This window comes from Mesorhizobium monacense, from assembly GCF_056781675.1.
Window position 1 is genome coordinate 4,080,206 of record NZ_CM165567.1, and the last position, 24,305, is coordinate 4,104,510.

The 24,305-nt window shown below is 65.0% G+C and carries 21 protein-coding genes and 1 riboswitch; of the genes, 8 read left to right on the forward strand and 13 right to left on the reverse strand.

The genetic code is table 11. The features are described 5' to 3' along the window. Window positions 1-91: 91 nt before the first annotated feature. The gene (locus tag AC1RUK_RS19905) at window positions 92-2,146 is read left to right on the forward strand and encodes a bifunctional aldolase/short-chain dehydrogenase (RefSeq protein ID WP_481839297.1); all 2,055 of its coding nucleotides are present in this window, start codon (window positions 92-94) and stop codon (window positions 2,144-2,146) included. Window positions 2,147-2,381: 235 nt separating this feature from the next. Then, a complete protein-coding gene (locus AC1RUK_RS19910) occupies window positions 2,382-3,452 on the forward strand; it encodes a D-alanine--D-alanine ligase family protein (RefSeq protein WP_481839296.1) in 1,071 nt (356 codons plus the stop codon). A gap of 70 nt (window positions 3,453-3,522) precedes the next feature. Here the strand turns inward: AC1RUK_RS19910 and AC1RUK_RS19915 are convergent, their stop codons facing one another. The 3 genes from AC1RUK_RS19915 to AC1RUK_RS19925 form a co-directional block, all read right to left on the reverse strand. After that, window positions 3,523-4,575: a substrate-binding domain-containing protein gene (locus AC1RUK_RS19915; RefSeq protein WP_481839295.1), complete on the reverse strand. Its 1,053-nt coding sequence runs from the start codon at window positions 4,573-4,575 to the stop codon at window positions 3,523-3,525. A 48-nt stretch (window positions 4,576-4,623) separates the two neighbouring features. Further along, entirely contained in the window at window positions 4,624-5,619 is a 996-nt protein-coding gene (locus AC1RUK_RS19920; RefSeq protein ID WP_436171405.1) for an ABC transporter permease, read from the reverse strand. Between the two features lie 66 nt (window positions 5,620-5,685). Further along, complete coding sequence (locus AC1RUK_RS19925) at window positions 5,686-7,197, reverse strand: sugar ABC transporter ATP-binding protein (protein ID WP_481839294.1); 1,512 nt, start codon at window positions 7,195-7,197, stop codon at window positions 5,686-5,688. Between the two features lie 136 nt (window positions 7,198-7,333). Here AC1RUK_RS19925 and mtnK point away from each other — a divergent pair, with 136 nt between their 5' ends. The 5 genes from mtnK to dhaL all read left to right on the forward strand — a co-directional run bounded on the left by mtnK (window position 7,334) and on the right by dhaL (window position 12,209). Beyond that, a complete protein-coding gene (gene mtnK, locus AC1RUK_RS19930) occupies window positions 7,334-8,605 on the forward strand; it encodes an S-methyl-5-thioribose kinase (protein WP_481839293.1) in 1,272 nt (423 codons plus the stop codon). Then, a complete protein-coding gene (gene mtnA / locus AC1RUK_RS19935) occupies window positions 8,602-9,696 on the forward strand; it encodes an S-methyl-5-thioribose-1-phosphate isomerase (protein ID WP_481839292.1) in 1,095 nt (364 codons plus the stop codon). Before mtnK ends, mtnA begins: the two co-directional genes overlap by 4 nt. A gap of 88 nt (window positions 9,697-9,784) precedes the next feature. Further along, window positions 9,785-9,931: riboswitch (FMN riboswitch) on the forward strand. A gap of 75 nt (window positions 9,932-10,006) precedes the next feature. After that, entirely contained in the window at window positions 10,007-10,480 is a 474-nt protein-coding gene (locus AC1RUK_RS19940) for a 6,7-dimethyl-8-ribityllumazine synthase (protein ID WP_481839291.1), read from the forward strand. A gap of 68 nt (window positions 10,481-10,548) precedes the next feature. Then, on the forward strand, window positions 10,549-11,562 hold the full coding sequence (locus AC1RUK_RS19945; protein ID WP_481839290.1) for a dihydroxyacetone kinase subunit DhaK: 1,014 nt from the start codon (window positions 10,549-10,551) through the stop codon (window positions 11,560-11,562). 8 nt (window positions 11,563-11,570) lie between these two features. Next, the gene (dhaL, locus tag AC1RUK_RS19950; RefSeq protein WP_481839289.1) at window positions 11,571-12,209 is read left to right on the forward strand and encodes a dihydroxyacetone kinase subunit DhaL; all 639 of its coding nucleotides are present in this window, start codon (window positions 11,571-11,573) and stop codon (window positions 12,207-12,209) included. Window positions 12,210-12,307: 98 nt separating this feature from the next. On the opposite strand, the gene derI is transcribed toward dhaL, so the two are convergent. From derI to AC1RUK_RS19965, 3 genes are all read right to left on the reverse strand, one after another. Then, window positions 12,308-12,751, reverse strand: coding sequence for a D-erythrulose-4-phosphate isomerase (derI, locus tag AC1RUK_RS19955; protein ID WP_481839288.1), 444 nt, complete (start codon window positions 12,749-12,751; stop codon window positions 12,308-12,310). A gap of 26 nt (window positions 12,752-12,777) precedes the next feature. Further along, the gene (locus AC1RUK_RS19960; RefSeq protein ID WP_481839451.1) at window positions 12,778-13,506 is read right to left on the reverse strand and encodes a triose-phosphate isomerase; all 729 of its coding nucleotides are present in this window, start codon (window positions 13,504-13,506) and stop codon (window positions 12,778-12,780) included. A gap of 106 nt (window positions 13,507-13,612) precedes the next feature. Beyond that, the gene (locus AC1RUK_RS19965) at window positions 13,613-14,383 is read right to left on the reverse strand and encodes a DeoR/GlpR family DNA-binding transcription regulator (RefSeq protein ID WP_481839287.1); all 771 of its coding nucleotides are present in this window, start codon (window positions 14,381-14,383) and stop codon (window positions 13,613-13,615) included. A 271-nt stretch (window positions 14,384-14,654) separates the two neighbouring features. On the opposite strand from AC1RUK_RS19965, the gene fba reads away from it, so the two are divergent. Then, the gene (gene fba / locus AC1RUK_RS19970) at window positions 14,655-15,719 is read left to right on the forward strand and encodes a class II fructose-bisphosphate aldolase (RefSeq protein ID WP_120014302.1); all 1,065 of its coding nucleotides are present in this window, start codon (window positions 14,655-14,657) and stop codon (window positions 15,717-15,719) included. A 68-nt stretch (window positions 15,720-15,787) separates the two neighbouring features. Here the strand turns inward: fba and AC1RUK_RS19975 are convergent, their stop codons facing one another. The 7 genes from AC1RUK_RS19975 to AC1RUK_RS20005 all read right to left on the reverse strand — a co-directional run bounded on the left by AC1RUK_RS19975 (window position 15,788) and on the right by AC1RUK_RS20005 (window position 24,301). Then, window positions 15,788-16,729: a sugar phosphate isomerase/epimerase family protein gene (locus tag AC1RUK_RS19975; protein WP_481839286.1), complete on the reverse strand. Its 942-nt coding sequence runs from the start codon at window positions 16,727-16,729 to the stop codon at window positions 15,788-15,790. An 89-nt stretch (window positions 16,730-16,818) separates the two neighbouring features. Continuing rightward, window positions 16,819-17,892: a class II aldolase/adducin family protein gene (locus AC1RUK_RS19980; protein ID WP_481839285.1), complete on the reverse strand. Its 1,074-nt coding sequence runs from the start codon at window positions 17,890-17,892 to the stop codon at window positions 16,819-16,821. Continuing rightward, window positions 17,892-19,409, reverse strand: a complete 1,518-nt coding sequence (locus tag AC1RUK_RS19985) for a glycerol-3-phosphate dehydrogenase (RefSeq protein WP_481839284.1) — start codon at window positions 19,407-19,409, stop codon at window positions 17,892-17,894. The genes AC1RUK_RS19980 and AC1RUK_RS19985 overlap by 1 nt, the downstream gene beginning before the upstream one ends. A 45-nt stretch (window positions 19,410-19,454) precedes the next feature. Then, a complete protein-coding gene (locus tag AC1RUK_RS19990; protein ID WP_481839283.1) occupies window positions 19,455-20,495 on the reverse strand; it encodes a 2-hydroxyacid dehydrogenase in 1,041 nt (346 codons plus the stop codon). A gap of 10 nt (window positions 20,496-20,505) precedes the next feature. Beyond that, window positions 20,506-22,062 (reverse strand): FGGY-family carbohydrate kinase, encoded by a 1,557-nt coding sequence (locus AC1RUK_RS19995; RefSeq protein ID WP_481839282.1) that lies wholly within the window; start codon window positions 22,060-22,062, stop codon window positions 20,506-20,508. Beyond that, window positions 22,062-23,186, reverse strand: coding sequence for an ABC transporter ATP-binding protein (locus AC1RUK_RS20000; RefSeq protein WP_436171390.1), 1,125 nt, complete (start codon window positions 23,184-23,186; stop codon window positions 22,062-22,064). Before AC1RUK_RS20000 ends, AC1RUK_RS19995 begins: the two co-directional genes overlap by 1 nt. Further along, a complete protein-coding gene (locus tag AC1RUK_RS20005; protein ID WP_481839281.1) occupies window positions 23,183-24,301 on the reverse strand; it encodes an ABC transporter ATP-binding protein in 1,119 nt (372 codons plus the stop codon). The genes AC1RUK_RS20000 and AC1RUK_RS20005 overlap by 4 nt, the downstream gene beginning before the upstream one ends. Between the last annotated feature and the right edge of the window lie 4 nt (window positions 24,302-24,305).

Sequence of the window (24,305 nt, forward strand, 5' to 3'; positions counted from 1 at the left end):
AGACACAATCCTTGCCGCCGGCGCATTGTCATCAAAGCGTCGCGGCATTCCTGTTCACAGCAACCAAAGACAGCAAAGCGGACGAAGCGAAATGAAGAATTTGTGGAATGACGGCGACGCCGAAAAGATGGTTGCCGACTATGCGAAGAAGGGCGTCAGCCGCGATCTGGCGCTGCGCGTCTACACGACGCGGCTGCTTGGCGGCGAGCCGCGCCTTGTGCTGCATGGCGGCGGCAATACCTCCTGCAAGACCAGGGCCACCGATCTGGTCGGCGACGAGTGGGATGTGCTCTGCGTCAAGGGCAGCGGCTGGGACATGGCCGTCATCGAGCCGCAGGGCCTGCCGGCGGTCAAGATGGGCGCGCTCATCAAGGCGCGCGCGCTGAACAAACTCGGCGACGAGGACATGGTCGCGCTGCAGCGGGCAAACCTCATCGACCCCGCCTCACCAAACCCGTCGGTTGAGACGCTGCTGCACGCCTTCCTGCCGCACAAATTCGTCGACCACACGCACTCCACCGCGATCCTCGCCATCGTCGACCAGGAAGACAGCGAGCCGCTGGTGCGGAAGGTGTTCGGCGAGAAGATGGGCTACGTGCCTTACATCATGCCGGGATTCGACCTGGCAAAGGCGGCGGGCGACGTCTTCGACGCCGACCCGAGCGTCGAGGGCCTGATCCTCGACAAGCATGGCATCTTCACCTTCGGCGACGGCGCCAGGCAGGCCTACGACCGGATGATCCATTATGTGAATGTCGCCGAGGATTATGTCGCGAAGCACGGCAAGCCGCGCAGCGAAAAAGCGGTGCTGCCGGCGCAGTTGGCAAAGCCCGCCGACATCGCGCCGATGCTGCGCGGCGCGGTGGCGGTGGCGCGCGGCGACGGTCGCTTCGATCGCATGATCAGCGACTTCCGCACCTCGGATGCGATCGTCGATTTCATCAACTCGGCCAAGATCGCCGACTATGCCGGGCGCGGCGTGTCGACGCCGGACCTGTCGATCCGGATCAAGACCGGGCCGATGGCGGTGCCGGCGCCGGACGCCGGCAAGGTCGGCGACTACAAGGCCGTCATCAAGAGTCACGTCGAGACCTTCGCCAAGGATTATCGCGCCTATTTCGAGACCAATGACGCGCTCGACGACGTCAAGCGCACCATGCTCGACCCGATGCCGCGGCTGACGCTGGTGCCGGGCCTCGGCATGTTCGGCCACGGCCGCACGCTGAAGGACGCCAGGATCGCCTCGGATGTCGGCGAGATGTGGATCGAAGCGGTGCGCGGCGCCGAAGCCGTCGGCCATTTCCACCCGCTGTCCAAGGCGGACTTGTTCCCGCTCGAATACTGGTCGCTGGAGCAGGCCAAGCTTGCCTCGAACAAGCCGAAGCCGCTGACCGGCCAGGTGCTGCTGGTCACCGGCGGCGCCGGCGCGATTGGCGCTGCGACGGCCAAGCTGTTCGCCGACAATGGCGCCCACGCTGTCATCGTCGATCTCGATCCGGCGAAGGCTGCGGAAGCGGCCAAGAAGGCCGGCAACGGCTCGATCGGCGTCGGCGCCGACATCACCAACGCGACCGAACTGCGCGCCGCCTTCGACAGAGCGGTCGCCGTCTTCGGCGGCCTCGACATATTGGTCTCCAATGCCGGCGCTGCCTGGGAAGGCCGGATCGGCGAACTCGACGACGCCCTGCTGCGCAAGAGTTTCGAGCTCAATTTCTTCGCCCACCAGTCGGCGGCGCAGAACGCCGTGCGCATCATGCTGGAACAGGGCACCGGCGGCGTGCTGCTGTTCAATACCTCCAAGCAGGCGGTCAATCCGGGGCCGAAGTTCGGCGCCTATGGCATCCCCAAGGCGGCGACGCTGTTCCTGTCCAGGCAATACGCGCTCGACTACGGCGCCCAAGGCATCCGCTCCAACGCGGTCAATGCCGACCGAATCCGCTCGGGGCTCTTGACCGACGCCATGATCGCCAGCCGCTCGGGCGCGCGCGGCGTGTCGGAGAAGGAATACATGTCCGGCAACCTGCTGGGGCAAGAGGTGACGGCCGAGGACGTCGCCCAGGCCTTCCTGCACCAGGCACTGGCCGAGCGCACCACCGCCGACGTGACGACGGTGGATGGCGGCAATATCGCGGCGGCAATGCGGTAGCGGCAAGAAAATACCGGAACGGCGAAGGGCGGCCTGCGGCCGCTTTTCTTTTTGTGCTCGAATCAGGGCTGTCTTGGAATCGTCGCTGTCGGGCCATTAAAAACCCCGTTTCGGACCGTTCCTGGCGGCTGGGACCTCCGCAATGATGCCGCTTGCAACATCGATCGCTTTTTCACCAATCGCGGCTCCGCCGCCGATTGTTCAGCCTTCAACCCAGACCCTTTTGGAGACGTTCATGGCCCCGAAAAGATTGCGTATCGCTGTGCTGTTTGGCGGACGCTCGGCCGAGCACGATGTCTCCGTGCTTTCGGCGACCAACGTTATGCGCGCGCTGGAGCCGGCGAAATACGATGCCGTTCCCATCTTCGTCACCCGCGACGGGCAATGGCTGCTGAGCAGTTTCGAAGAAGGCACGCTTGCGACACCGTCTGTTGGTACGGAGCTCTGCCTGGTGCCGGGCGGGCATGGGCGGATGCTGGCGATCCCCGCCGGTGGCGTGCCTCACGACCTGCCTGTCATCGACATAATGTTTCCCGTGCTGCACGGCCTGCATGGCGAGGACGGCGCCATGCAGGGGCTGGCCGAGGTGGCGCGCGTGCCGCTCGCCGGCTGCGGCATCCTTGGTTCCGCGACCGCACTCGACAAGGACATCGCCAAGCGGCTGCTGAAGGCAGCCGGGCTACCCGTCGCGCGCTCGGTGACGATCAATGAGGGTGCCGCACCTTCGCTCGCCGCGCTGGAAGCCGAACTCGGCCTGCCGCTGTTCATCAAGCCGGCGCGGCAAGGCTCGTCGGTCGGCGTCAGAAAAGTCTCGGCCAGCCAGGAATTCGCCGGGGCGCTCGCCGAAGGTTTTCAGCACGACCGCAAGCTTCTGGCCGAAGAGTTCATCCGCGGCCGCGAGATCGAATGCAGCGTGCTGGAGGACACGGAAGGCGGCCTGTTCGTCTCCCGCCCCGGCGAAATCGTGCCCGCCGAAAGCCACGGCTTCTACAGCTACGATGCCAAATACATCGACAAGGACGGGGCGGCGCTGAAGGTGCCTGCCGAGCTGCCACCGGAGATCGAAGACAGGATCCGCGAGACGGCGGCAAAGGCGTTCCGCGCGGTCGGCTGCGACGGCATGGCCCGCGTCGATTTCTTCGTCACGCCGAACATGGATTTCGTCATCAACGAGCTCAACACCATTCCCGGCTTCACCGACATCAGCATGTATGCCAAGGCGATGGCGGCAAGCGGCGTCAGCTATGCGGAAGTCATCGACCGGCTGGTGGCGCATGGGCTGGCGCGGGCTGGCCGATCCGGCTGAACACGAAGCTGCGGCTGCAAACAAAAAGAGCGGCCCGCGAGCCGCTCTTCCTTTGCCGAAGGGCCAGGAATTACTTGGCGTTCGGGTTCGGCATCCACGCCGGCATGGCGACATCGGCATGGGCGAACTGCGGCAGCTTCGCCGACAGGTCCTCCATGTTCTTGATGTCCTTGTCGATCAGGTCCTTCTGGGTGATCAGCGTCGGCGGCACGATGACATTGTGGCCGGGGTCTTCACCGGCCAGAAGCTGCGCCAGCGCGCGCACCGAGACCTGGCCGACGACGGCCGGGTTGGTCGCGGCGGTGGCCGCCCAGGCGCTGTCAGCCTCGCGCATGGCAGCAATGTCGGAGGTCGAGATGTCGGCCGAATAGATCTTGATGTCCTTGTTCATGCCGGCCTCGTCGACGGCGATCTTCACGCCCTTGGCGAACTCATCATAGGGCGCGAACATCACCTTGATATCCGGGTGCGCCGACAGCACCGAGCGCGCCTGGTTGGCGACCGAATTGGCGATCGGGTTGTCGAGCGTGCCGAACATCGCGACTTCGTTGATGCCGGAGAACTTCTTCTTGACGTCGACCCAGGTCTCGTTGCGGCGGTCGAGCGGTGCGATGCCGGCGACATAGACATAACCGGCCTTCCAGCTCTCGCCATTGTCCTTGACCGCCTGTTCGAGCGCCAGGCGCGCGAGGTCGCGGTCGGACTGCTCGATCTGCGGGATCTTGGGATTTTCGACATTGACGTCGAAGGCGACGACCTTGATGCCGGCGTCGACGGCGCGCTGGGCGGCGTCCTTCATCGATTCCGTCAGACCGTGCTGAATGATGATGCCTTGCACGCCGAGCGCGATGGCCTGGTCGACCATGTCGGCCTGGAGCGCTGCATCCTGGCGGCTGTCGAGCACGCGCAGGTCGACGCCGAGCGCCTTCGACTGTGCCTCGACGCCGGACAGATAGGCCTGGAAGAAGTCGCCGGTCGAGAGATAGCGCACCAGCGCGATCTTGACGCCGGGCTTGTCGAACGGCGCCGGCTTGTCGGCGGCAAGAGCCGGCGCCTGCATCAGCATCGTGGCGCCGGCAAGCCCGAGCGCCAGCTTTCCTAGAAGTCTTCTTGTGATCGTCACGTTGTTTCCTCCACTTGTTGAACCCAAAAATCTGCCCCGGTCGAAACCCTATCTCTTGCCCCTGCCGGAAAGGGCGAAGGTGAAGACAAGGGCGACGACGAGAACCACGCCCTTGACGAAATCCTGCGTGTAGTAAGGCGCGTTCATCATCGTCAGGCCCTGCAGCAGCACGCCGACGAACACAGCACCTACGGCGGTGCCGAAGGCGTTGGGCTTGGCGGCCCCAAGGACCGCGTAACCGATGAGTGCTGCCGCCACCGCGTCGAGCAGCAGATTATTACCCGAGGCAATGTCGCCGCGTCCAAGTCGGGCAGCGAGCAAAATCCCGCCGATCGAGGCAAAAACTCCAGAAATGACATAGGCCCAGATTTTGTATGCCTTGACAGGCGCGCCGGCGAGTTCGGCGGCCCGTTCGTTGCTGCCGACGGCATACATCATGCGGCCGAAGCGGGTGTATTCGAGGAAGAACCAGATCAGCACGGCGAGTACGAGCAGGACGACGACCGATACCGGAATGAGGTTCGGGATGAAGAAGTCGAAGCGGTGGCGGCCGAGCGCCAGGAAGGCATCGCCGAACTTGCCGTTGGCGACCGAGCCGTCGGGCATGGTCATGCCGGTGGCGATCGAGCGGCCTTCGGTCGGGATGCGCTGCAGGCCGACCAGCAGGAACATCATGCCGAGCGTCGCCAAGAGATCCGGCACGCGCATATAGACGATCAGCCAGCCATTGATGAGGCCGACCAGAACGCCGATCAGCAGGCAGGCGATGACCGCGACGACGGCGTTCTGTTCCAGCACCACCATCACATAGGAGGCCGCCATCATGGCGCTGGTGGCGACCGAGCCGATCGACAGGTCGAAGCCGCCGACCACCAATGTGGCGGTGACGCCGAGCGCCAGCACGCCGGTGATGGCGACGGACTGGAAGATGAAGACCGCACTTTGCGGCGAGACGAAACCGTCGGCGGCGACGGCGAAATAGGCGATCAACCCGAACAGAAGAATGAGGAAGCCATAGCGGATGGCATGGTCGCGCAGCATCATTCGGCGCACCGGCGCGCTGCTGTCGTCTTAGCCCAACTCATACCTGCTCCATTCCATGTCCTTGGTTCATGCCGCACTGTGCAGCGGGCCGCCCGCCACTTCAGCCAGCAGCCGCTCGAGGTCGATGTCGGCATTCCGGTGCTCTCCGACGATCGTCTGCTCCGACATCACCAGGATGCGGTCCGCCGTCTCCAGCGCCTCGTCGAGTTCGGTGACGAACAGCAGCGTGGCACGACCGTCGGCGCTTGCCCTTAGCTTGGCGGCGATATCGCGCCTGGCCGAAATGTCGACGCCCTGGAACGGCTCGTCGAGGATGAACAGTTTTGCGTCCTGCGCCATCCAGCGCGCGACCATCACCTTCTGCTGGTTGCCGCCGGAAAGGGCCGACATCTCGTCCTTCTCGGAGCGGCAGACGATGCCCAGATCCTGGATCTGCCGGCGGGCCGTGGCACGTTCGATGCGGCGCCTGAGAACACCGAAACGCGACATGCGCTTGTGGAACGGCAGGCTGATGTTTCGCTCGATGTTGAAGCCGCCGACGATGCCGTTTTCGCCGCGGTCCTTGGCAACAAGGAACACGCCGGCCGCGATCGCTTCGCCCGTCGATCGAGGCGCATAGGGCTTGCCGTCCATGGTCATGGTGCCGGCCAGCGGCTTGCGCACGCCAAAGAGTGTCTCGGCCAACGCCGTCTTGCCGACGCCGACGAGGCCGGTGACGGCAACGACCTCTCCGGCGCCGAGCATTAGCGAGATCGGCCGCGCGCCTGGCGCGAGACGCAGACCCTCGACCGTCAGCACGGGGTGCGCCGAATTGCGGGCAACGACGCGGTCGAGATGGACCTTGCGGCCGAGCATGGCGTTGACGGCGCCCTCATAGTCGAGCGGCTTCCGGTCGAACACGCCGCTGACCACGCCGTCGCGCATCGAGACGATGCGGTCGGCCAGCCTGCGGATGTCCGACATGCGGTGCGAGATGTAGAGGACCGCGACGCCCTGTTCGCGCAGCCGGTCGATCAGCGCGAACAGCCGGTCGGCCTCGGCGCTGGACAGAGAGGAAGTCGGCTCGTCGAGGATCAGCACCTTCGGCCGGTGCGCCATGGCGCGGGCAATGGCCACCATCTGGCGGTCGGCCAGTGAAAGGTCGCTGATCCTGGCCCTGAGGTCGATCGCCAGACCCATGCGGTCGGCGACGGCCTTGGCCTCGCGGCGCACGCGCGCTGGATTGGACAATGTCGGCACCCCGCTGCCGCTCAGCCGGTCCAGCGTCAGATTGGTGGCGACGTCGAGGTCGGCGACGACGCCGTCATTGATGTTCTGATGCACGGTGACGACGCCGGCGCGGATCGCCTCCGCCGGAGTCTTCGGCGCGAAATCCTCGCCGGCGAGGCTCATCGTGCCGGCGCCGCGCTCGTAGACGCCACTGATGATCTTGACCAGGGTGGATTTGCCGGCGCCGTTGGCGCCCATCAGCACGGTGACCTCGCCCGCATGCAGCTCGACCGAGATGCCGCCAAGCACCTCGTTCTGGCCAAAGGATTTCCTCAGGCCGTCCACACGGAACACGGCACCATTGCCCATTCGTTCCTCCCTGACCGTGACGCTATGGGCTGCACCGGCAATTGTCAACACGATTGACAATTGCCAGAGCGCTACCTAGCTTGGCCCCACCGCCATGCCTCCGTTATGTTCGGAGCGCATATGCGGGAGGATGACGATGACGCAGAAACTGCCGTTCGAAGCATTGTCGGTCGAAACGCTGCCGGCGCGCCTTGGTACAAACGAAGCGCTGTGCGCTCGGATCGGCAAGGACGCCGGAAGCTGGAAGGTGCGCGAGGTCGGCGACGGCAATCTGAACCTGGTGTTCATCGTCGAGGGCATCACCGGGGCGGCCGTCGTCAAGCAGGCCCTGCCCTATGTCCGGCTGGTCGGCGACAGCTGGCCGCTGCCGCTGAAGCGCTCCTTCTTCGAGTATCATGCGCTGACCCGGCAGGAAGCGCGCGCACCGGGCTCGGTGCCGGCTATCTACCATTTCGACGAAGGCCAGGCGCTGATCATCATGGAATATCTGTCGCCGCACATCATCTTGCGGCGGGCGCTGATCGAAGGCCGGCAATTGCCGAACATCGCTCGGGATATCGGCCTGTTCATGGCGCGCACTTTGTTCCGCGGCTCCGACCTCTCGATGGTGACCAAGGATCGCAAGGCCGATCTGGCGCTGTTCGCCGACAATGTCGAGCTTTGCGACATCACCGAGAACCTGGTGTTCTCCGACCCCTATTTCGACGCCAAGATGAACCGGCACACCAGCCCGCAGCTCGACAGCCTGGTGGCCGAGTTGCGCGCCGACCGCGACCTCAAGGTCGAGGCGCAGCGGCTGAAGCATCTCTTTGCCGCCAGTGCCGAGACGCTGCTACATGGCGATTTGCATTCCGGCTCGATCATGGTCACCGACCAGGAAACCCGGATGATCGATCCGGAGTTCGCCTTCTACGGCCCGATGGCCTTCGACGTCGGTATGCTGCTTGCCAATTTCTGGATGTCCTTCTTCTCGCAGCGCGGCCATGAGCAGAACGGCAAGCGCGACGCCATACGTGCCTATCTGCTCGAAGTCACCGCAGAGACGTGGGCAGTGTTCCGCACCGAGTTCTCGCATCTGTGGCGGACCGAGCGCACCGGCATGCTCTACCAGAGGAGCCTGTTCGAGGATCAGGGTGACCTGCTCGGCGCAGAACAGGCACTCGATCATGTGCTGCATTCGATCTGGACCGACCTTCTGGGTTTCGCCGGCATCGAGGTGCACCGGCGCATCCTCGGCCTCGCCCACAATACCGATTTCGAGACCATTGCCGACGAAGACATGCGCGCCAGATGTGAGGCAAAGGCGCTGAAGTTCGGCCGCCACCTCGCCGTCAACCGGCGCCAGATCCACAGCATCGACGAGGTCAACACCCTGGCCGCGCTGATCGAACAGGAGAGCAGGATTTGAACGTCGGCGAGCGCCACTATCGCACCATCTGGCTGAGCGACGACAAGCGGTCGGTCGAGATCATCGACCAGCGCTGGCTGCCGCATGATTTCCGCATCGAGACGATCGGCACGGTTGCCGGCATCGCCACCGCCATCCGCGACATGTGGGTGCGCGGCGCGCCGCTGATCGGCGTCACCGCCGCCTATGGCGTCGCCATCCAGATGACTGAGGACCCATCGGACGCAGCCCTCGACGCCGTCTGGGAGACCTTGCACGAGACGCGCCCGACGGCGATCAACCTGCGCTGGGCGCTGGACGAGATGCGGCGCTTCCTCAAGCCACTACCGGTTGAACAACGAGCCGAGGCTGCCTACCGCCGCGCGGCCGAAATCGCCGACGAGGATGTCGGTCTGAATCGCGCCATCGGCGAGAACGGGCTTGAGATCATCAAGGCGATCGCGGCGCGCAAGCAGAAGGGCGAGACGGTCAACATCCTGACCCATTGCAATGCCGGCTGGCTGGCGACGGTCGATTACGGCACAGCCACCGCGCCGATCTATCTGGCGACCGAGGCCGGCATTCCCGTCCACGTCTATGTCGACGAAACGCGGCCGCGCAACCAGGGCGCGCAGCTGACCGCCTGGGAGATGGCCGGCCACGGCGTGCCGCACACGCTGATCGTCGACAATGCCGGCGGCCATCTGATGCAGCGCGGCCAGATCGACATGGTCATCGTCGGCACCGACCGCACGACTGCTAGTGGTGACGTCTGCAACAAGATCGGCACCTATCTCAAGGCGCTGGCTGCCGCCGACAATGACGTGCCGTTCTATGTCGCGCTGCCCTCGCCCACCATCGACTGGACGGTCGGCGACGGTCTGGCCGAAATCCCGATCGAGGAACGCTCCGGCGACGAGGTTTCACTCGTCTGGGGCAAGACCGCGGCCGGCGATATCGCCCAGGTGCGCGTGTCGCCGGAAGCGACGCCGGCGGCGAACCCCGCCTTCGACGTGACGCCGGCACGGCTGGTCACAGGCCTGATCACCGAACGCGGCATCGCCAAGGCCTCGCGCGAAGGCCTGAAGACGATGTTCCCCGAGCGCGGTTAGCTCGATCTCCCCCCTTGTGGGGGAGATTGGCAGCTTCGCCGGCATCACCGATTGACAGCGGCGCCCTGCCCTTCCATACAAAGGCCGTTAATGTTCTCAGGGCGGGGTGAAAGTCCCCACCGGCGGTAAGGGTTTCGACCCAAGCCCGCGAGCGCTTTCCGCTTAGCCGGAAAGGTCAGCAGATCCGGTGTGATTCCGGAGCCGACGGTCACAGTCCGGATGGAAGAGAACGAACGGAAGACGGCCGCTTGCGCGGTCCGGATTCCGTATCGTGCGTCCTGATTCTGGTTCGAAACGGAAGGATGGACCCATGAATCAGCATTCCCCAAAAGACTACGAAATCATTCGCGTTGCCGTCATTCGCGCGCGCTGGCATGCCGACATCGTCGACCAGTGCGTACACGCCTTCGAGGCCGAGCTTGCCGTTCTCGGCGGTGGCCGCTTTGCCGTCGATGTGTTCGACGTGCCGGGCGCCTACGAGATTCCGCTGCATGCCAAGACGCTAGCGGAGACCGGCCGTTACGCCGCGATCCTCGGCGCCGCCTTCGTCGTCAATGGCGGCATCTACCGGCACGACTTCGTCGCCGGCGCCGTCATCGACGGCATGATGAACGTGCAGCTGGCGAGCGGCGTGCCGGTGCTCTCGGCGGTGCTGACGCCGCACAATTATCACGACAGCGCCGAGCATCACCGCTTCTTCTTCGAGCATTTTCACGTGAAGGGCAAAGAGGCAGCCAAGGCCTGCGTCGAGATTCTCGCCGCGCGGGAACGGATCGCGGCATAAGGTCCCCTGCCGGGTGGAAATCCCGGCAACACCCGGTAATATCAGGGAAAATACCGAAAGTCGGGAGGATGCCGGTGCAGACCAAGAAGATCATCAATGACGGCAACCGCTCCGTCGACGAGATGCTCGAAGGGATCCTCGCCGCGCATCCCCGCCACCTCCGGAGCGTGGGCGGCAGCCCGCGCTCGATCATCGCTCGCGATGGGCCGCGCCTGGGCAAGGTCGGCCTCGTCATCGGCGGCGGCTCGGGCCACGAGCCGACCTTTCTCGGCTTCGTCGGCAAGGGACTGGCGGATGCCGCGGCCATAGGCAACGTCTTTGCCTCGCCGCCGCCGGACCCGATCGTCGAATGCGCCAAGGCGGTCAGCGGCGGCGCCGGCGTGCTGTTCATGTATGGCAACTATGCCGGCGACGTGATGAATTTCGACATGGCCGCCGAGATGGCGGCGATGGACGACATCGATGTGCGCACCGTGCTGACCACCGACGACGTCGCCTCGGCGCCACGCGACCAGCGGGACAAACGGCGCGGCGTCGCCGGCAATTTCTTCATCTTCAAGGCAGCGGGCGCGGCCTGCGACCGCATGCTTTCCTTCGACGAATGCGAGCGTATTGCCAGGAAGGCCAACGACCACACCTTCACCATGGGTGTGGCGCTGTCGCCCTGTTCGCTGCCGCAGACCCGCCGGCCGAATTTCGAGATCGGCGCCGACGAGATGGAGATCGGCATGGGCATCCATGGCGAGCCGGGCATTGCGCGCGGCAAGCTAAGGACGGCCGACGAGATCACCGACGAGATGCTCGACAGGATCTTTGCCGAGATGGCGCCGTCGCGTGGCGACAAGGTCGCCGTGCTTGTCAACTCGCTCGGCTCGACGCCGCTGATGGAACTCTACATCATGAACCGGCGGGTCAAGCAGAGGCTCGACGACATCGGCGTCTCCGTGCATGCGACCTGGGTCGGCAATTACTGCACCTCGCTCGAAATGGCAGGCGCCTCGGTGACGTTGGAGCATCTCGACGGCGAGTTGCAGACGATGCTCGACCACCCTTGCGACTGCGCCATGTTCCGCGCCGGCTGAGAATATCCATGACGTCCATCGACACGGCCCGGCTGAAGCACATGTTCGACGCCATCGCGGTGGCGATCGAGGCCGACAAGGACCGGCTCTGCCAGCTCGACGGCGTCATCGGCGACGCCGACCACGGCATTGCCATGGAGCTTGGCTTCAATGCGGTACGCGATGCGCTGGCCGCGCTCGACCTTGCGGCGACCGAGCCGACGGCGCTGCTGAACACGGCGGCAAAATCTTTCCTCAATGCCGTCGGCGCGTCGTCAGGCCCGCTCTACGCGACGGCCCTTATGCGTGGCGCTGCCGCCGTCAAGGGCAAGGCAACGCTGAAGGATGCGGACGTCATCGCCCTGTTCCAGGCGATGGCGCAAGGCATCCAGGATCGCGGCAAGGCCGAGATCGGCGAAAAGACGATGATCGACGCCTGGCAGCCGGCGGCCGAAGCGGCGGCCACCGCGCATGCCGCCGGCAAGACCCTGGCAGAAAGCCTTGATACCGCACTGGCCGCGGCCGAGCGTGGTGCGGAAGCGACCAAGGACATGATCGCCGCCAAGGGCCGCTCCTCGCGGCTCGGCGAGCGCTCGCTCGGACACATCGATCCGGGCGCGGCGTCGGCCGTGACCGTCATCGGCGCGATGCGAAATAGTCTGACCTAGAGCGGTTCAGCTTTTGAAAGAACCACCGACCCGCTCTAAGTATTTGTTTTTACGCAATTCCGGACGGAAAACCGCTACGCACTTTTCCTGGAATTGCTCTAAGCCTGTTTCGCGTCGTCCAAGCGATTGATCGCCTGGACGTTGCCGGCCGACAGGCCCTTCTCGTCGAACTCCGAGGCCAGCCAGGTATCGACAATTGCCTTGGCCAGTTCCGGACCGATGACGCGGGCGCCCATGGTGATGATCTGGGCGTTGTTGGATTTCGCCGCGCGCTCGGCCGAATAGGTATCGTGGGTGAGTGCGGCACGAATGCCCGGCACCTTGTTGGCCGAAATCGAAACGCCAATGCCGGTGCCGCAAAACAGGATGCCACGGTCGTTCTCGCCGTCGACGATCGTCTGCGCGAGCTTTTGCGACAGGTCGGCATAGTAGCCAGCCTGGCTGAGATCGCTGACCGTCAGGCCGGATTTGGTGGCGAGGTGGGCGGCGATGACGTCGAGCAGCGGCTTGCCGGCGCTGTCGGCTCCAATGGCTATTTTCATTTCTTGTCCTTTCCTATTCGATGGATTCAGATCGCTGCTGACGCGCGTTGGAGGATGTCGATGTAGCCGTCCGCCTGCCAGGCCGAGCGGCCGATGAACAGGCCGTCGACATGCGGCTGGCCGATCAGTTCGGCGGCATTTTGCGGATTGACGCTGCCGCCATAGAGCACCGGCGGCACGGAGGGCAAAAGGCCGCCGGCAACCTGCTTGATCAGCGCCTGCTGCCTGTCGGCATACTCGGAGCTGGCCGGAATGCCCTTGTCGCCGATCGCCCAGACCGGCTCGTAGGCGAACAGGATTGTTGCGCCCTTCGCCTCGCCCTCGAGGAATTGCAGCGCACCTTGCACCTGCGCGGTCAGCACGGCATCGGCCTTGCCGATCTCGCGCTCCGCGAGCGTCTCGCCGACGCAGATCAGCGGAATCAAACCGTGCTTCACGGCAGCCGCCGTCTTCAGGCCGACGGCATGGTCGGTCTCGCCGAAATGCTCACGCCGTTCGCTGTGGCCGAGTTCGACCAGATCGAGCCCGCAATCGGTCAGCATCACCGGCGAGATCTCGCCCGTCCAGGCGCCGGCATCGGCCCAATGCATGTTCTGGGCGCCGACCTTGATGTGCGTCGACGACAATGCCTGCTTGACCTCGCGCACCGCCGTGAACGGCGGAATGACGAAAGGCTGGAAGCGCTCGTCGAAAGCCGGCACGAACGCGGCCAGCGTTCTGGCGAAATCGAGCGCCTCGGCGAGCGTCTTGTTCATCTTCCAGCTTGTACCGACCCAGTAGACCACGCGTACTGCTCCTTGATCTCTCTGTTTTGACGCAATTCCGGACGGAAAACCGCTTCACACTTTTCCTGGAATTGCTCTAGTCCTTGTTGCCAACCACCGTCAGCGAAACGCCGGCCCCATCCAGCGCTTCGCGCACCTGCGGTTCCAGCTCGCGACCCGTGAAGACGGTATCGAATGCCCTGAGATCGGTGAGGAAATGCAGCGCGGTGCGGCCGAACTTGCCGTGATCGACCAGCAGATATTTGCGCGCCGCGACAGCCATCATCGTCCGCTTGGTCTGCACCACTTCCTGGTCCTGGTGAAAAGCCGACGCACCGTGGATGGCGGACGAAGACAGGAAGGCGACATCGGCGCGCAGCGATTTCAGCATGTCATCGGTGAGCAGGCCGAAGAAGCCATGGAACTTCTTGCTGTACTGGCCGCCCAGCGCGATCAGCGTGATGCCGCCGACGCCGGCCAGCTCCTGGATGACGGCGAGATTGTTGGAGATCACCGTCAGCGGGCGAAGATCAGCGAGGCGACCGGCAATGCCGCCCGCCGTCGAGCCGTCATCGATGATCACAGTCTGGCCCGGCTCGATCATCGCTACCGCGGCAGCCGCCAGGCGCTGTTTCTCCTCAGCCGCCTGCTTTTGCCGGTAGCGGAAATCGCTCTCGAACAGGCCGCTCGGCTGGATCGAGGCGCCGCCGCGCACCTTGCGCAGGAAGCCGCTTTCCTCGAGTTCGTCGAGGTCGCGATGGACGGTCATCTTCGATACGCCGAAGCGCGAGGCAAGGTCGTCGACCGACGCCGTGCCGGCGTCCATCAGAAAATCCATGATGCCCTGGCGGCGGCCGTCGCTCTTCATTCCGGCGCTTTCTCGCGCAACAAGCTGCGCGTTGAACCACGATCCGATATATAACGCCGGAAAAGCGCGTTTGCACCAAAATTTTTGTGATAATGTTATATTTCTCTGGGATATCTGTCCGCCTGTGATTGCGATCCTGTAACAAGAATTGCTTCGTACGCGCGGTCCACAGGTTGCGGTCCGGCGGAAATCCGGCCAGAAGCATCAACGGGCTGGACGACGGTCGGCCAGCCAACAGACAGGTTCGAAACCAGACACGGGAGACTATTGGGTGGCTCGCATCACACTGAGACAATTGCTCGACCATGCCGCCGAACACGGCTATGGCGTGCCGGCCTTCAACATGAACAACATGGAACAGGGCCTTGCCATCATGGAGGCCGCCGAGGAGACCAAGTCGCCGGTCATCCTGCAGGCGAGCCGCGGCGCGCGCGCCTATGCCAATGACGTCGTGCTGGCCAAGCTGATCGACGCGCTGGTCGAAATCCACCCCGACATCCCGGTCTGCATGCATCTCGACCACGGCAACAACGAAGCCACCTGCGTCACCGCGATCCAGTACGGCTTCACCTCGGTCATGATGGACGGCTCGCTGAAGGAAGACGGCAAGACGCCGGCCGACTATGCCTACAATTCCGGCATCACCCGCCGCGTCGTCGACATGGCGCATTGGGGCGGCGTGTCGGTGGAAGGCGAGATCGGCGTGCTCGGCTCGCTGGAAATGGGCGGCGGCGAACAGGAGGACGGCCATGGTGTCGAAGGCGCCGTCAGCCACGACCAGCTGTTGACCGATCCGGAACAGGCGGTGGAGTTCGTCAAGGACACGCATGTCGATGCGCTGGCGGTTGCCATGGGCACCAGCCACGGCGCCTACAAGTTCAGCCGCAAGCCGGACGGCGCGGTGCTGGCGATGAACGTGATCGAGGAGATCCACCGCCGCCTGCCCAACATGCATCTGGTCATGCACGGCTCGTCCTCGGTGCCCGAAGACCTGCAGGAGATCATCAACAAATACGGCGGCCAGATGAAGCCGACCTGGGGCGTGCCGGTCGAGGAAATCCAGCGCGGCATCAAACACGGCGTGCGCAAGATCAACATCGACACCGACAACCGCATGGCGCTGACCGGCGCGATCCGCAAGGTGCTGACCGAGAACCCCTCGGAGTTCGACCCGCGCAAATATCTGACGCCGGCAATGGCTGCCATGCGCAAGCTCTGCAAGGAGCGCTTCGAGCAGTTCGGCACCGCCGGCAATGCGCAGAAGATCAAGCCGCTGCCGGTCGCCGAAATGGCCAAGCGCTACAAGTCGGGCAGCCTCGACCCCAAGTTCGGCTGAGTTCGGCTGCTCTATCTAACCGGGACCACCCGGTTGAAAGGGCGGGAACCACATCGGCTCCCGCCCTTTTACTTTGCCCTTGGCAAAAGGCTGGCCCTGCCGGCATCGATGAACGGGGCCCAGTAGTCGACCGATTCACGGATCATCGCGACGACCCGGTGGTCGACCGGCTCGCGCTCGCGGAACGACAGTTCCAGACAGATCTCATTGTCGGTGCCGCCGCCGCGCCGCACCGTCTCCAGGAATTTCTCCGGTGTGATGCGACCGTCCCTGTTGTAGGCGGCGGTGAAGGGCCAGTGGCCGCCCTTGTTCATCGACGACTGCTTGATGTGGATGATCGGCGACTCCTTGGGAAAGGCCTCGGCCCAGGCGTAGGGGTCGATGTCGGCCGGATTGCTCGAAGTCACGTCGCCATGGTCGATATCGACCATCATCTGCAGCGGAATGGCCATGCCGGCCGCCTCGATCTCCTGGTGCAGCGTCCGGCAGCTTGCGATCGTGTGGCCGAATTCGCGGCCGACCGACATCGGCTCCCAGAACAGGTAGGTCAGCCCGGCCGCCTTGGCATGCTCGGCAACCTCGCGCCAGCATTCGAGCGCGATGTCGATCAGCTGCGCGCGACGCTCGGGATCGTCATAATCCCTGTGGGTGAAGATGGCGAACTGCGTGCCGATGCCGCTGGCACCGAGCTCGGCCGAAATATCGGCGAAGGTCTTGAACCAGTCGACATAGTAGCGGCGCACATCGGCGTCGGGATGGCCGAAATGATTGAGCCGGCCATAGGGACCGGTCATGCCAGATGTGATGCGCACGCCCGTCCGGTCCAGCGCCGAACGGAACAGTCGCACGAACTTGGCGATCGTCGCCGGCGGCCAGCCGGGATTGACGAATTCATGCGTGAGCTGAACGTCCCTGATGCCGATGTCGTAGGCGATCGCGTCGATCAGATCGTCCGGATCGGCGATGCGATTGACCAGCGGGTTGGTGTTGAGGGATAGCGTAAAGGCCAAGATCGAAACTCCTGTTCAGGCCTGCCGGGCATCGCACCCGACGGCACGATCACCCAGACCGCCACCACCGCCATCGAGGCCGAGCGCCGTCATTGCAGCGTGGTTGCGTTGCGCCGGTTGAGCTCCTGGCGGTATTTCTCGGCGTCCCAGTTCAGCAGCTCGGCATTCTGCTCGAGGCTCAGATAGTTGACGCGCGCCGTGGGATCGATGCGCGCCGCGACATCGGCGAGGCAGCGCGCCATCGCCTCGGCGCCGGCATTGGCGTCCCGGCGCATCAGGATGCCCTTGCCGGGAAAAAGGATGGAGGCCGGAGCCGGCTGCCCGGCGGCCGTTGTCCTGGCCACCACGGCGTCGGCGTTCTCGTTCGGACCGGCGATCACCGATCCGGCGCCGAGGAAGATGACATGGTCCGGATAGAGACTGCCGGAGGCCGCGATGCGGCAACTGGCGAGATCGGTGGCAGCGGCATGCGCCTCGACCGCGACGGGAAGCCGGTAGCCGCTGCCCATGGCGAGCCTGATCAGCGCGTCGAGATCGGGCGGTGGTGCCGCGCGCGGCGTTCGCGCGAGCAGGCCGGTCACCCGTCGCAGCAACAGATTTGCCTCGGCAACCGTGTCGGCGGCGACGACCAGTCCGTGATTGCCAAGTACAAGCACGTTGGTGCGAGGCTGCAGCCGCTCGGCGATCCCTTGCGCCAGCGGCAGTCCCGGCCGGCGATAGGGCACGAAGGCCCAGTCGAGGCCACGCAGGCGTTCCTCGAGCAAGGCTTCGGCTTTGGCCTGCACGGCAATCGCGATGGTCTCGACGCAATGGACGTGGACGACGATCTTCTGCGGCAGCAAGGCATGCACCGTGGTCTCGATCGAAGGCCGCAGCTGGTGCGGGTTGAGGTCGGCAAGCGTGAATTCGGCGGCCCTCTCGGCCGCTGGATCCTTGCGCGCAACGGCATCGAGCAAGGGCGCCAGCGCAACCGGGACCATGATGTCGCTGTTGGCCGCATTCATCAGCCAGGTGCCGGAGGCCTTGATCCACAGCAGGCCGGCCTCTTTGAGCGAGGTGTTGCCGCCGGCACCCTGGACCAGCAAGGGATCGGAACCGACGCTGGCCGACAGCACGCGCAGTGCCTCCAACTCGGCGACATCGTGATCAATCCGTGCAGCCATCAGCCGGCCTTCGCCAATCGGTTTGCGCACCAGTCCTCGAAGGAGGCTCTCTCAGCGGCGCTGAGATGCAGGCCGTGCTTGGTGCGCCGGTCCAGAATGTCGGCTGCCGTCACGGCCCATTCGTGCGCGAACAGATAGCTCGCCTCGCGCTCGAAGAAATCCTTGCCGAAGCGCCGCCCCAGTTCGGCGAGCGAGCCGGCGGCGCCGACCAGCGCACGGGTGCGCGTGCCGTAGAGCCGGCCATAGTGCTTGATCAGCGAGGCCGGCATCCACGGATAGTCGCGAGCGAGATCACCGAGGAACTGCTCGAAGTCGGCATTGGCGATGTCGCCGCCGGGCAGATGCGCTTTCGCCGTCCAGCCCTTGCCCATCCTTGGGAAGAAGGGCGCGACACGATCCAGCGCGTGTTCGGCGAGCTTGCGAAAAGTGGTGATCTTGCCGCCGAAGACGGAGAGCAGCGGCGCCTGCCCGGCCGATGCGTCGAGCTCGAAGATGTAGTCGCGGGTCACCGCGCTCGGATTGTCGGCGTTGTCGTCGTAAAGCGGCCTGACGCCCGAGAACGAGTAGACGACATCGCCGCGCGCAAGCCCGCGCTTGAAGTAGCGGTTGACCACTTTGATCAGGTAGTCGACTTCGCTCTCCTCCGCCGTCACGTCTTCCGGGCGCCCTTCATAGGGTATGTCGGTGGTGCCGATCAGGGCCAGGTCGTTCTGGTAGGGGTTGATGAAGATGACGCGCTTGTCGTTGTTCTGGACGAGATAGGCCTGGCGCCCTTCCCAGAATTTCGGCACGACGATGTGGCTGCCCTTGACCAGGCGCACATTGCGCTTGGAATTCTGGCCGGCGACGCGGTTGACGATGTCGTTGACCCAGGGACCGGCGGCGTTGATCAGCGCCCGCGCCTTGACCGTGGTTTTGACGCCGGTCCTGCCGTCGCGCATTTCCACCGACCACATGCCGTTCTCGCGGCGGGCAGCGGTGCAGGCGGTGCGGGTGAAAACCTTCGCGCCCCGCTCGGCGGCGTCGAGCGCATTGATGACGACGAGGCGGGCGTCGTCGACCCAGCAGTCGGAGTATTCGAAGCCGCGTTTGAAGGCGTCCTTGATCGGCGCGCCTTCGGGCGCGGTGCGCAGGTTGAGCGTGCGGGTGGCCGGCAGCCGCTTGCGGCCGCCGAGATGGTCGTAGAGGAACAGGCCGAGCCGTACCAACCAGGCAGGCCGGTCGTCGGGGCTGTGCGGCAGCACGAAACGCATCGGCCAGATGATGTGCGGCGCCGATTCCAGCAGCACCTCGCGCTCGATCAGCGCCTCGCGCACCAGGCGGAATTCGTAATATTCGAGATAGCGCAACCCGCCATGGACGAGCTTGCCCGAACGCGAGCTGGTGCCTTCGGCGAGATCGTCCTTTTCGCACAGGATCACGGAGAGGCCGCGGCCGGCGGCGTCGCGCGCGATGCCGGCTCCGTTGACGCCGCCGCCGATGACGAAGAGATCGACGATTTCGCTCTCGCCGCTCATCGCGCCAGACCTTCGCTGCAGACTGTCCGTTTCATGGCGGCGGCCTTAGCACGGATTGACCGGCGGCAGACCGGCGATGAAGCGACGCACCTCCTCGGCCGCCTGCTCGGCGGCGTAGGTGACGGTACGCACCGAGGCGCCGGCGATGTGCGGCGTCAGCGTGACGTTGGGCAATTGCAGCAGCGGCCAGTCGGAAGGCACCGGCTCGACCGCGAAGGTCTCCAGCATGGCGCTGGCGATGTGGCCGGAGACCAGCGCATCGTAGAGCGCGTCATAATCGACCAGCGGCCCGCGTGCGGTGTTGATGAAGATCACCCCCGGCTTCATCCGGGCGATGGTGTCCTTGTTGATCAGCCCGCGTGTTTCCGCCGTCACCCTTGAATGCAATGTGACCACGTCGGAGCGGGCGAGAAGATCGTCCAGCGCGACCAGCTCGACGCCGGCATTGCGGTCGTCGGCACTCAGCTGCACATAGGGATCGGAGACCAGGATGCGGCAGCCGAAGGCGCGCAGCAGACGCACCAGCCGGGTGCCGATATTGCCGTAGCCGATGACGCCGACAGTCATTTCGCTAAGCTCTCGGCCGGTGCGGTCTGCGCGGTAGAGATCGCCGCGCCATTCGCCCTTGCGCAAGGCTTCGTGCCCGACGCGGATCAGCCGCGTCTCGGCAAGGATGGCGCCGATGGTGAACTCGGCCACTGCGCTCGCATTGCGTCCCGGCACGTTGACGACGGTGATGCCGTGCGTTTTGGCAGCCGCCATGTCGATGTTGATCGGGCCGCCGCGCGACACCGCGACCAGCTTGAGCCCAGGTAGGCGCCGCATCATGGCGTCGGAGAGCGGCGAGAGCTGGGTGACGAAGATCTCGGCGTCGCCGATGAAATCGACCACTTCGTCCGGATCGCCGAAATACTCCTTGACCTTGTCGAGGCCGAGAGCCGGATTGCCGAACTCCATCGGTTCGTCGGGCCATGCGGCCTCGAGCGTGCGGATGTCGAGGCTGTTGCCGCAGGCCTTTTCGATCTCCGACCGGAACACGTCCGGAAGCATGAAACGGTCGCCGATGATCGCTATTTTCTTCTGCATGCTCGATTTCTCAATTTGCCTTCGGCATGGCGGCCATCGACCGCCAGACCGGACGCAGCGCCTCATGCGCCAATGTGTAGGACGGGGCCATCGCCTCGTAGATGGCGGCAAGCTTTTGGTCGCTCGGCTCGGCCGCACCGAGCAAAGGCGTTACCCATTCGGCGACACAATCGTCCATCGATGCGTATTGGCCGACGCACACCGCCGCGATCATGGCGGCACCCGCCGCGCCCGCTTCCTCGCGCTCGCTGGTGCGAATATCGGCGCCGACCGCCGCACCGAGGATCTTGCGCAGAGCCGGGCTGCGGGCGGCGCCACCGGTGAGGCGGATTTCCCTGGGCAGCGGGCCCATGGCGGCGTAGCAATCCCGCGCCGCGAAGGCCAGTCCTTCGAACACGGCGCGCACCATGTCGGCATAGCCGTGGCGCGAGGAAATGCCGACGAAGCCTGCCCTGGCATTGGCATCGACGAAAGGCCCGCGCTCGCCGGCCTCCGACACATAGGGCTGGTAGATCATCGACGCCGGCTTCGATGATGCTATCCACTGGTCGACAAGCGCGATCATCTCGCCATTCGAGCGCGAAATCCCTTGCGAAGCGAGGATGCCGGAGGCGAGGCCGAGCACCCAGTCGATGTTGAGCGTCGCCGCCATGTTCGACTGGAGTTGCGCGAACACGCCAGGTGCCGGCATCGCCATCGTATAGCCGGTCGCGGCCTCATTCAGCTGAACCTCGTCGGGCGTCTCGGCCAGCCGCATATGCATGCCGGTCGAGCCGATGATCGTGCAGCCGGGTTTGCGCTGGCGATCGAACAGGCCGGCGCCAAGCGCCGTGCAGACGACGTCGACATAGGCGAGCACGACCGGCGTGCCGGCGAGCAGGCCGGTGACGTCGGCCGCCGCCCTGGACAGTGCGGCGCTTTGCCTGGTGCCATCGACGATCGGCGGCAGGAGATGCCGGAGATCGGCGACGCCGAGCACGTCGAGCACATCGTCGGAGTAGTCGCGGGTGCGGAAGTCGCCGAAGGTGAAAGTCCCTTCCGACGGATCGGTGGCACGCTCGCCGGTCAGCCGGAAATAGAGCCAGTCCTTGCAGTGGAACGCCGTCGCGGCGCTGGCGAGCATGGCCGGCATGTTGCGCTTGATGAACGCGAACTGCGATCCCTGCTGGCAGGCGGCAAGGCCGCTGCCGGTCCTCTCGAAGCGCAGCCGGTCCTCGGGCCGGGCGCGGATCTCCTCGACCACCGCAGCCGAGCGCGCGTCGAGCCACAGCCAACCCTTGGCGACCGGCTCGCCGTCGGCGTCGATCAGCCAGGTGCCGTCGCCCTGCCCGGTCACCGCGATGGCGATGACGCGGCTGGCGAGATCAGGCACCTTGTCGGCAAGCTGGCGCAACGTCGTCGCCGTATCGGCCCAGGTGCGCGCCAGATCCTGCTCGGCGCCGCCGCCGGGCAGTGTCTCGTATTTGTTCGGCAGCGCCGCGGCTGCGATCTGCCGGCCCGCCGTGTCGAAGGCGACGGACTTGATGACAGACGTGCCGGCGTCGATGCCGATCAGCACATCCCGCATCAGGCAAGCTCCATCCCGTGCGAAATCGCATTGCCGCTCGCCTGGTCGAAGACATGCAGGTTCTTCGGGTCGATGCTGACATTGATCGGCGCGCCCAGTTCCAGGCGGGTGCGGTCGTGCTCGACCAGCACCAGTGAACCGCCGGCGAAATCGGCGGCGATATGCGTCTGGTCGCCGAGCCACTGGTTGGCAGAAACGGTGGCCGGCACGCCCTCCTTCGAGCGGCGCACCGCATAGGGCCTGACGCCGATCACCACGCGCTCGCGATTGAGCAACTGGTCACGGACCGGGGCGCTGAAGGCGTCCTTGTCGTAGTCGAGCGACAGCCCGTCGGGCAGCCTCAGACTGATCTTGCCGGCGGCATTGCCGACATAGGCCTCGAAGACGTTCATCGGCGGTTCGCCGACGAAAGTGCCGGTGAACAGATTGGCCGGCCGCTGCTTGATCATGTCGGGCGTATCGAACTGCTGCAGCACGCCGCCCTCCATCACCGCGATGCGGTCGGCCAGCGCATTTGCCTCGGTCTGGTCGTGGGTGACCAGGATCGCGGTCAGGCCGCGCTCCTTGATGAAGTGCTTGATGCGGCCGCGCAGCACGGCGCGCAGTTGCGGCTCGAGCTGGCCCATCGGCTCGTCGAGCAGATGCAGGTCGGCATTGCGGATCAGCGCCCGGCCGAGGCTGGCGCGCTGCTGCTGGCCGCCGGAGATGGAGCTCGGATAGCGCTCGAGGATGTCCTCGATCTCGAGCAGCTTGGCGATGCTGGCGACCTTGGCGTCGACCTCGCTCTTCGGCAGCCTTGCCGCCTTCAGGGCGAAAGCCATGTTCTCGCGCACGGTGAGCGGCGGATAGAGCGAATAGCCCTCGAAGGCCATCGCCACATTGCGCTTGACCGGCGCCAGCGTGTGCACCTTGCGGCCGCCAACCGAGATCGCGCCACGCGAGACCTCCTCGAAGCCGGCGATCATGCGCAGTGTCGAGGTCTTGCCGCAGCCGGAGGAGCCGAGCAGCGCCACGATCTCGCCCTTGGCGATCTCCATCGTCAGGTTCTTGACCGCGTGCACGCCACGGTCGATCGGACCATAGAACTTGTCGACGCCGGAAATGGTGATTGCGCTGGCGCTCATGCCGCTTCTCCGCTGCGCAAATTGACGACCTTGTTCGCGCCGATGCGTTCGCCGCTCGCATGATCGAACAAGAGCGCGCTTTTGCTGTCGACGGCGATGTGCGCCTTGCCTTCGGCCTGGCCCGGGGTTCCGGCCGGACGCGAGACCAGGATTTCGCGGCCGCGCACGGTGCGCACCAGCGTGACGATCTTTTCGTTGAGCGGCGTCTCGGCCTCGACCGTCACGGGGAAAGCGCCGGGCGTGCCGTCGCCGACGAAGCTCAGTGCCTCGGGCCGCAGCCCGATGACGCAGTCGCGGCCGACCGCCGTCTCGAAGGCGCCGGCGAGATGGACCTGGACGTTCGACAGGCCGACAAAGATGCCCTTTGCGTCGCGCGCCGGCTTGACGTCGAGCAAATTGATGGTCGGGTCGCCGAACAGCCTGGCGATCTCGATGTTGGCCGGCTCGCGATAGATCTGCTCGGGCGTGCCGAGCTGCCGGATGACGCCTTGCGACATCACGGCGATGCGGTTGCCGAGCGCCATCGCCTCCTTGTAGTCCTGCGTGACGTAGATGACGGTCGCGCCACGATCATGCAGAAGCCTAGGCAGTTCGAGCCGCATCTCGAAGCGCAATTTGGCATCGACGTTGCGCAAGGGATCGTCGAGCAGCAGCAGCGGCGGCGAGCCGACCAAAGCGCGGGCGAGTGCCGTGCGCTGCTTCTGGCCGTTGGACAGCGCGCGCGGCTTGTGGCTCAGCACATGGTCGATCTTGAGCAGCTTGGCGACGCTCTCGACGCCGGCCTTGATCGCGCCCTGCGACGAGCGCCTGGCTTCGAGCGGCGTCGCGATGTTGTCGAAGGCGGTCATATGCGGGAACAGCGCGAAATTCTGGAACGCCATGCCGACGCCGCGGAACTCGGCATCGACGTCGGTCATGTCCTCGCCGCCGATGAGGATCTTGCCCTCATCGGGATCGATGACGCCGGCGACGAGGCGCAGCAGCACCGTCTTGCCGGCGCCGGACGGTCCGAATAGCACCAGCGTCTCGCCGTCGGCGACGGTCAACGACAGATCGTCCAGCACGGTCTGGCTCTTGTAGCGCTTGACGATGTTTTTCAGTTCGAGGCTCGCCATCTGA

Excerpts from the sequence above, each read along its gene's own strand:
- AC1RUK_RS19905 (WP_481839297.1), top strand. The coding sequence starts at position 92 with ATGAAGAATTTGTGGAATGACGGCGACGCCGAAAAGATGGTTGCCGAC.
- AC1RUK_RS19910 (WP_481839296.1), top strand. The coding sequence starts at position 2,382 with ATGGCCCCGAAAAGATTGCGTATCGCTGTGCTGTTTGGCGGACGCTCG.
- AC1RUK_RS19920 (WP_436171405.1), bottom strand. The coding sequence starts at position 5,619 with ATGATGCTGCGCGACCATGCCATCCGCTATGGCTTCCTCATTCTTCTG.
- AC1RUK_RS19925 (WP_481839294.1), bottom strand. The coding sequence starts at position 7,197 with ATGGGCAATGGTGCCGTGTTCCGTGTGGACGGCCTGAGGAAATCCTTT.
- mtnK (WP_481839293.1), top strand. The coding sequence starts at position 7,334 with ATGACGCAGAAACTGCCGTTCGAAGCATTGTCGGTCGAAACGCTGCCG.
- AC1RUK_RS19940 (WP_481839291.1), top strand. The coding sequence starts at position 10,007 with ATGAATCAGCATTCCCCAAAAGACTACGAAATCATTCGCGTTGCCGTC.
- AC1RUK_RS19945 (WP_481839290.1), top strand. The coding sequence starts at position 10,549 with ATGCCGGTGCAGACCAAGAAGATCATCAATGACGGCAACCGCTCCGTC.
- dhaL (WP_481839289.1), top strand. The coding sequence starts at position 11,571 with ATGACGTCCATCGACACGGCCCGGCTGAAGCACATGTTCGACGCCATC.
- derI (WP_481839288.1), bottom strand. The coding sequence starts at position 12,751 with ATGAAAATAGCCATTGGAGCCGACAGCGCCGGCAAGCCGCTGCTCGAC.
- AC1RUK_RS19960 (WP_481839451.1), bottom strand. The coding sequence starts at position 13,506 with ATGAACAAGACGCTCGCCGAGGCGCTCGATTTCGCCAGAACGCTGGCC.
- AC1RUK_RS19965 (WP_481839287.1), bottom strand. The coding sequence starts at position 14,383 with ATGAAGAGCGACGGCCGCCGCCAGGGCATCATGGATTTTCTGATGGAC.
- AC1RUK_RS19980 (WP_481839285.1), bottom strand. The coding sequence starts at position 17,892 with ATGGCTGCACGGATTGATCACGATGTCGCCGAGTTGGAGGCACTGCGC.
- AC1RUK_RS19985 (WP_481839284.1), bottom strand. The coding sequence starts at position 19,409 with ATGAGCGGCGAGAGCGAAATCGTCGATCTCTTCGTCATCGGCGGCGGC.
- AC1RUK_RS19990 (WP_481839283.1), bottom strand. The coding sequence starts at position 20,495 with ATGCAGAAGAAAATAGCGATCATCGGCGACCGTTTCATGCTTCCGGAC.
- AC1RUK_RS19995 (WP_481839282.1), bottom strand. The coding sequence starts at position 22,062 with ATGCGGGATGTGCTGATCGGCATCGACGCCGGCACGTCTGTCATCAAG.
- AC1RUK_RS20000 (WP_436171390.1), bottom strand. The coding sequence starts at position 23,186 with ATGAGCGCCAGCGCAATCACCATTTCCGGCGTCGACAAGTTCTATGGT.
- AC1RUK_RS20005 (WP_481839281.1), bottom strand. The coding sequence starts at position 24,301 with ATGGCGAGCCTCGAACTGAAAAACATCGTCAAGCGCTACAAGAGCCAG.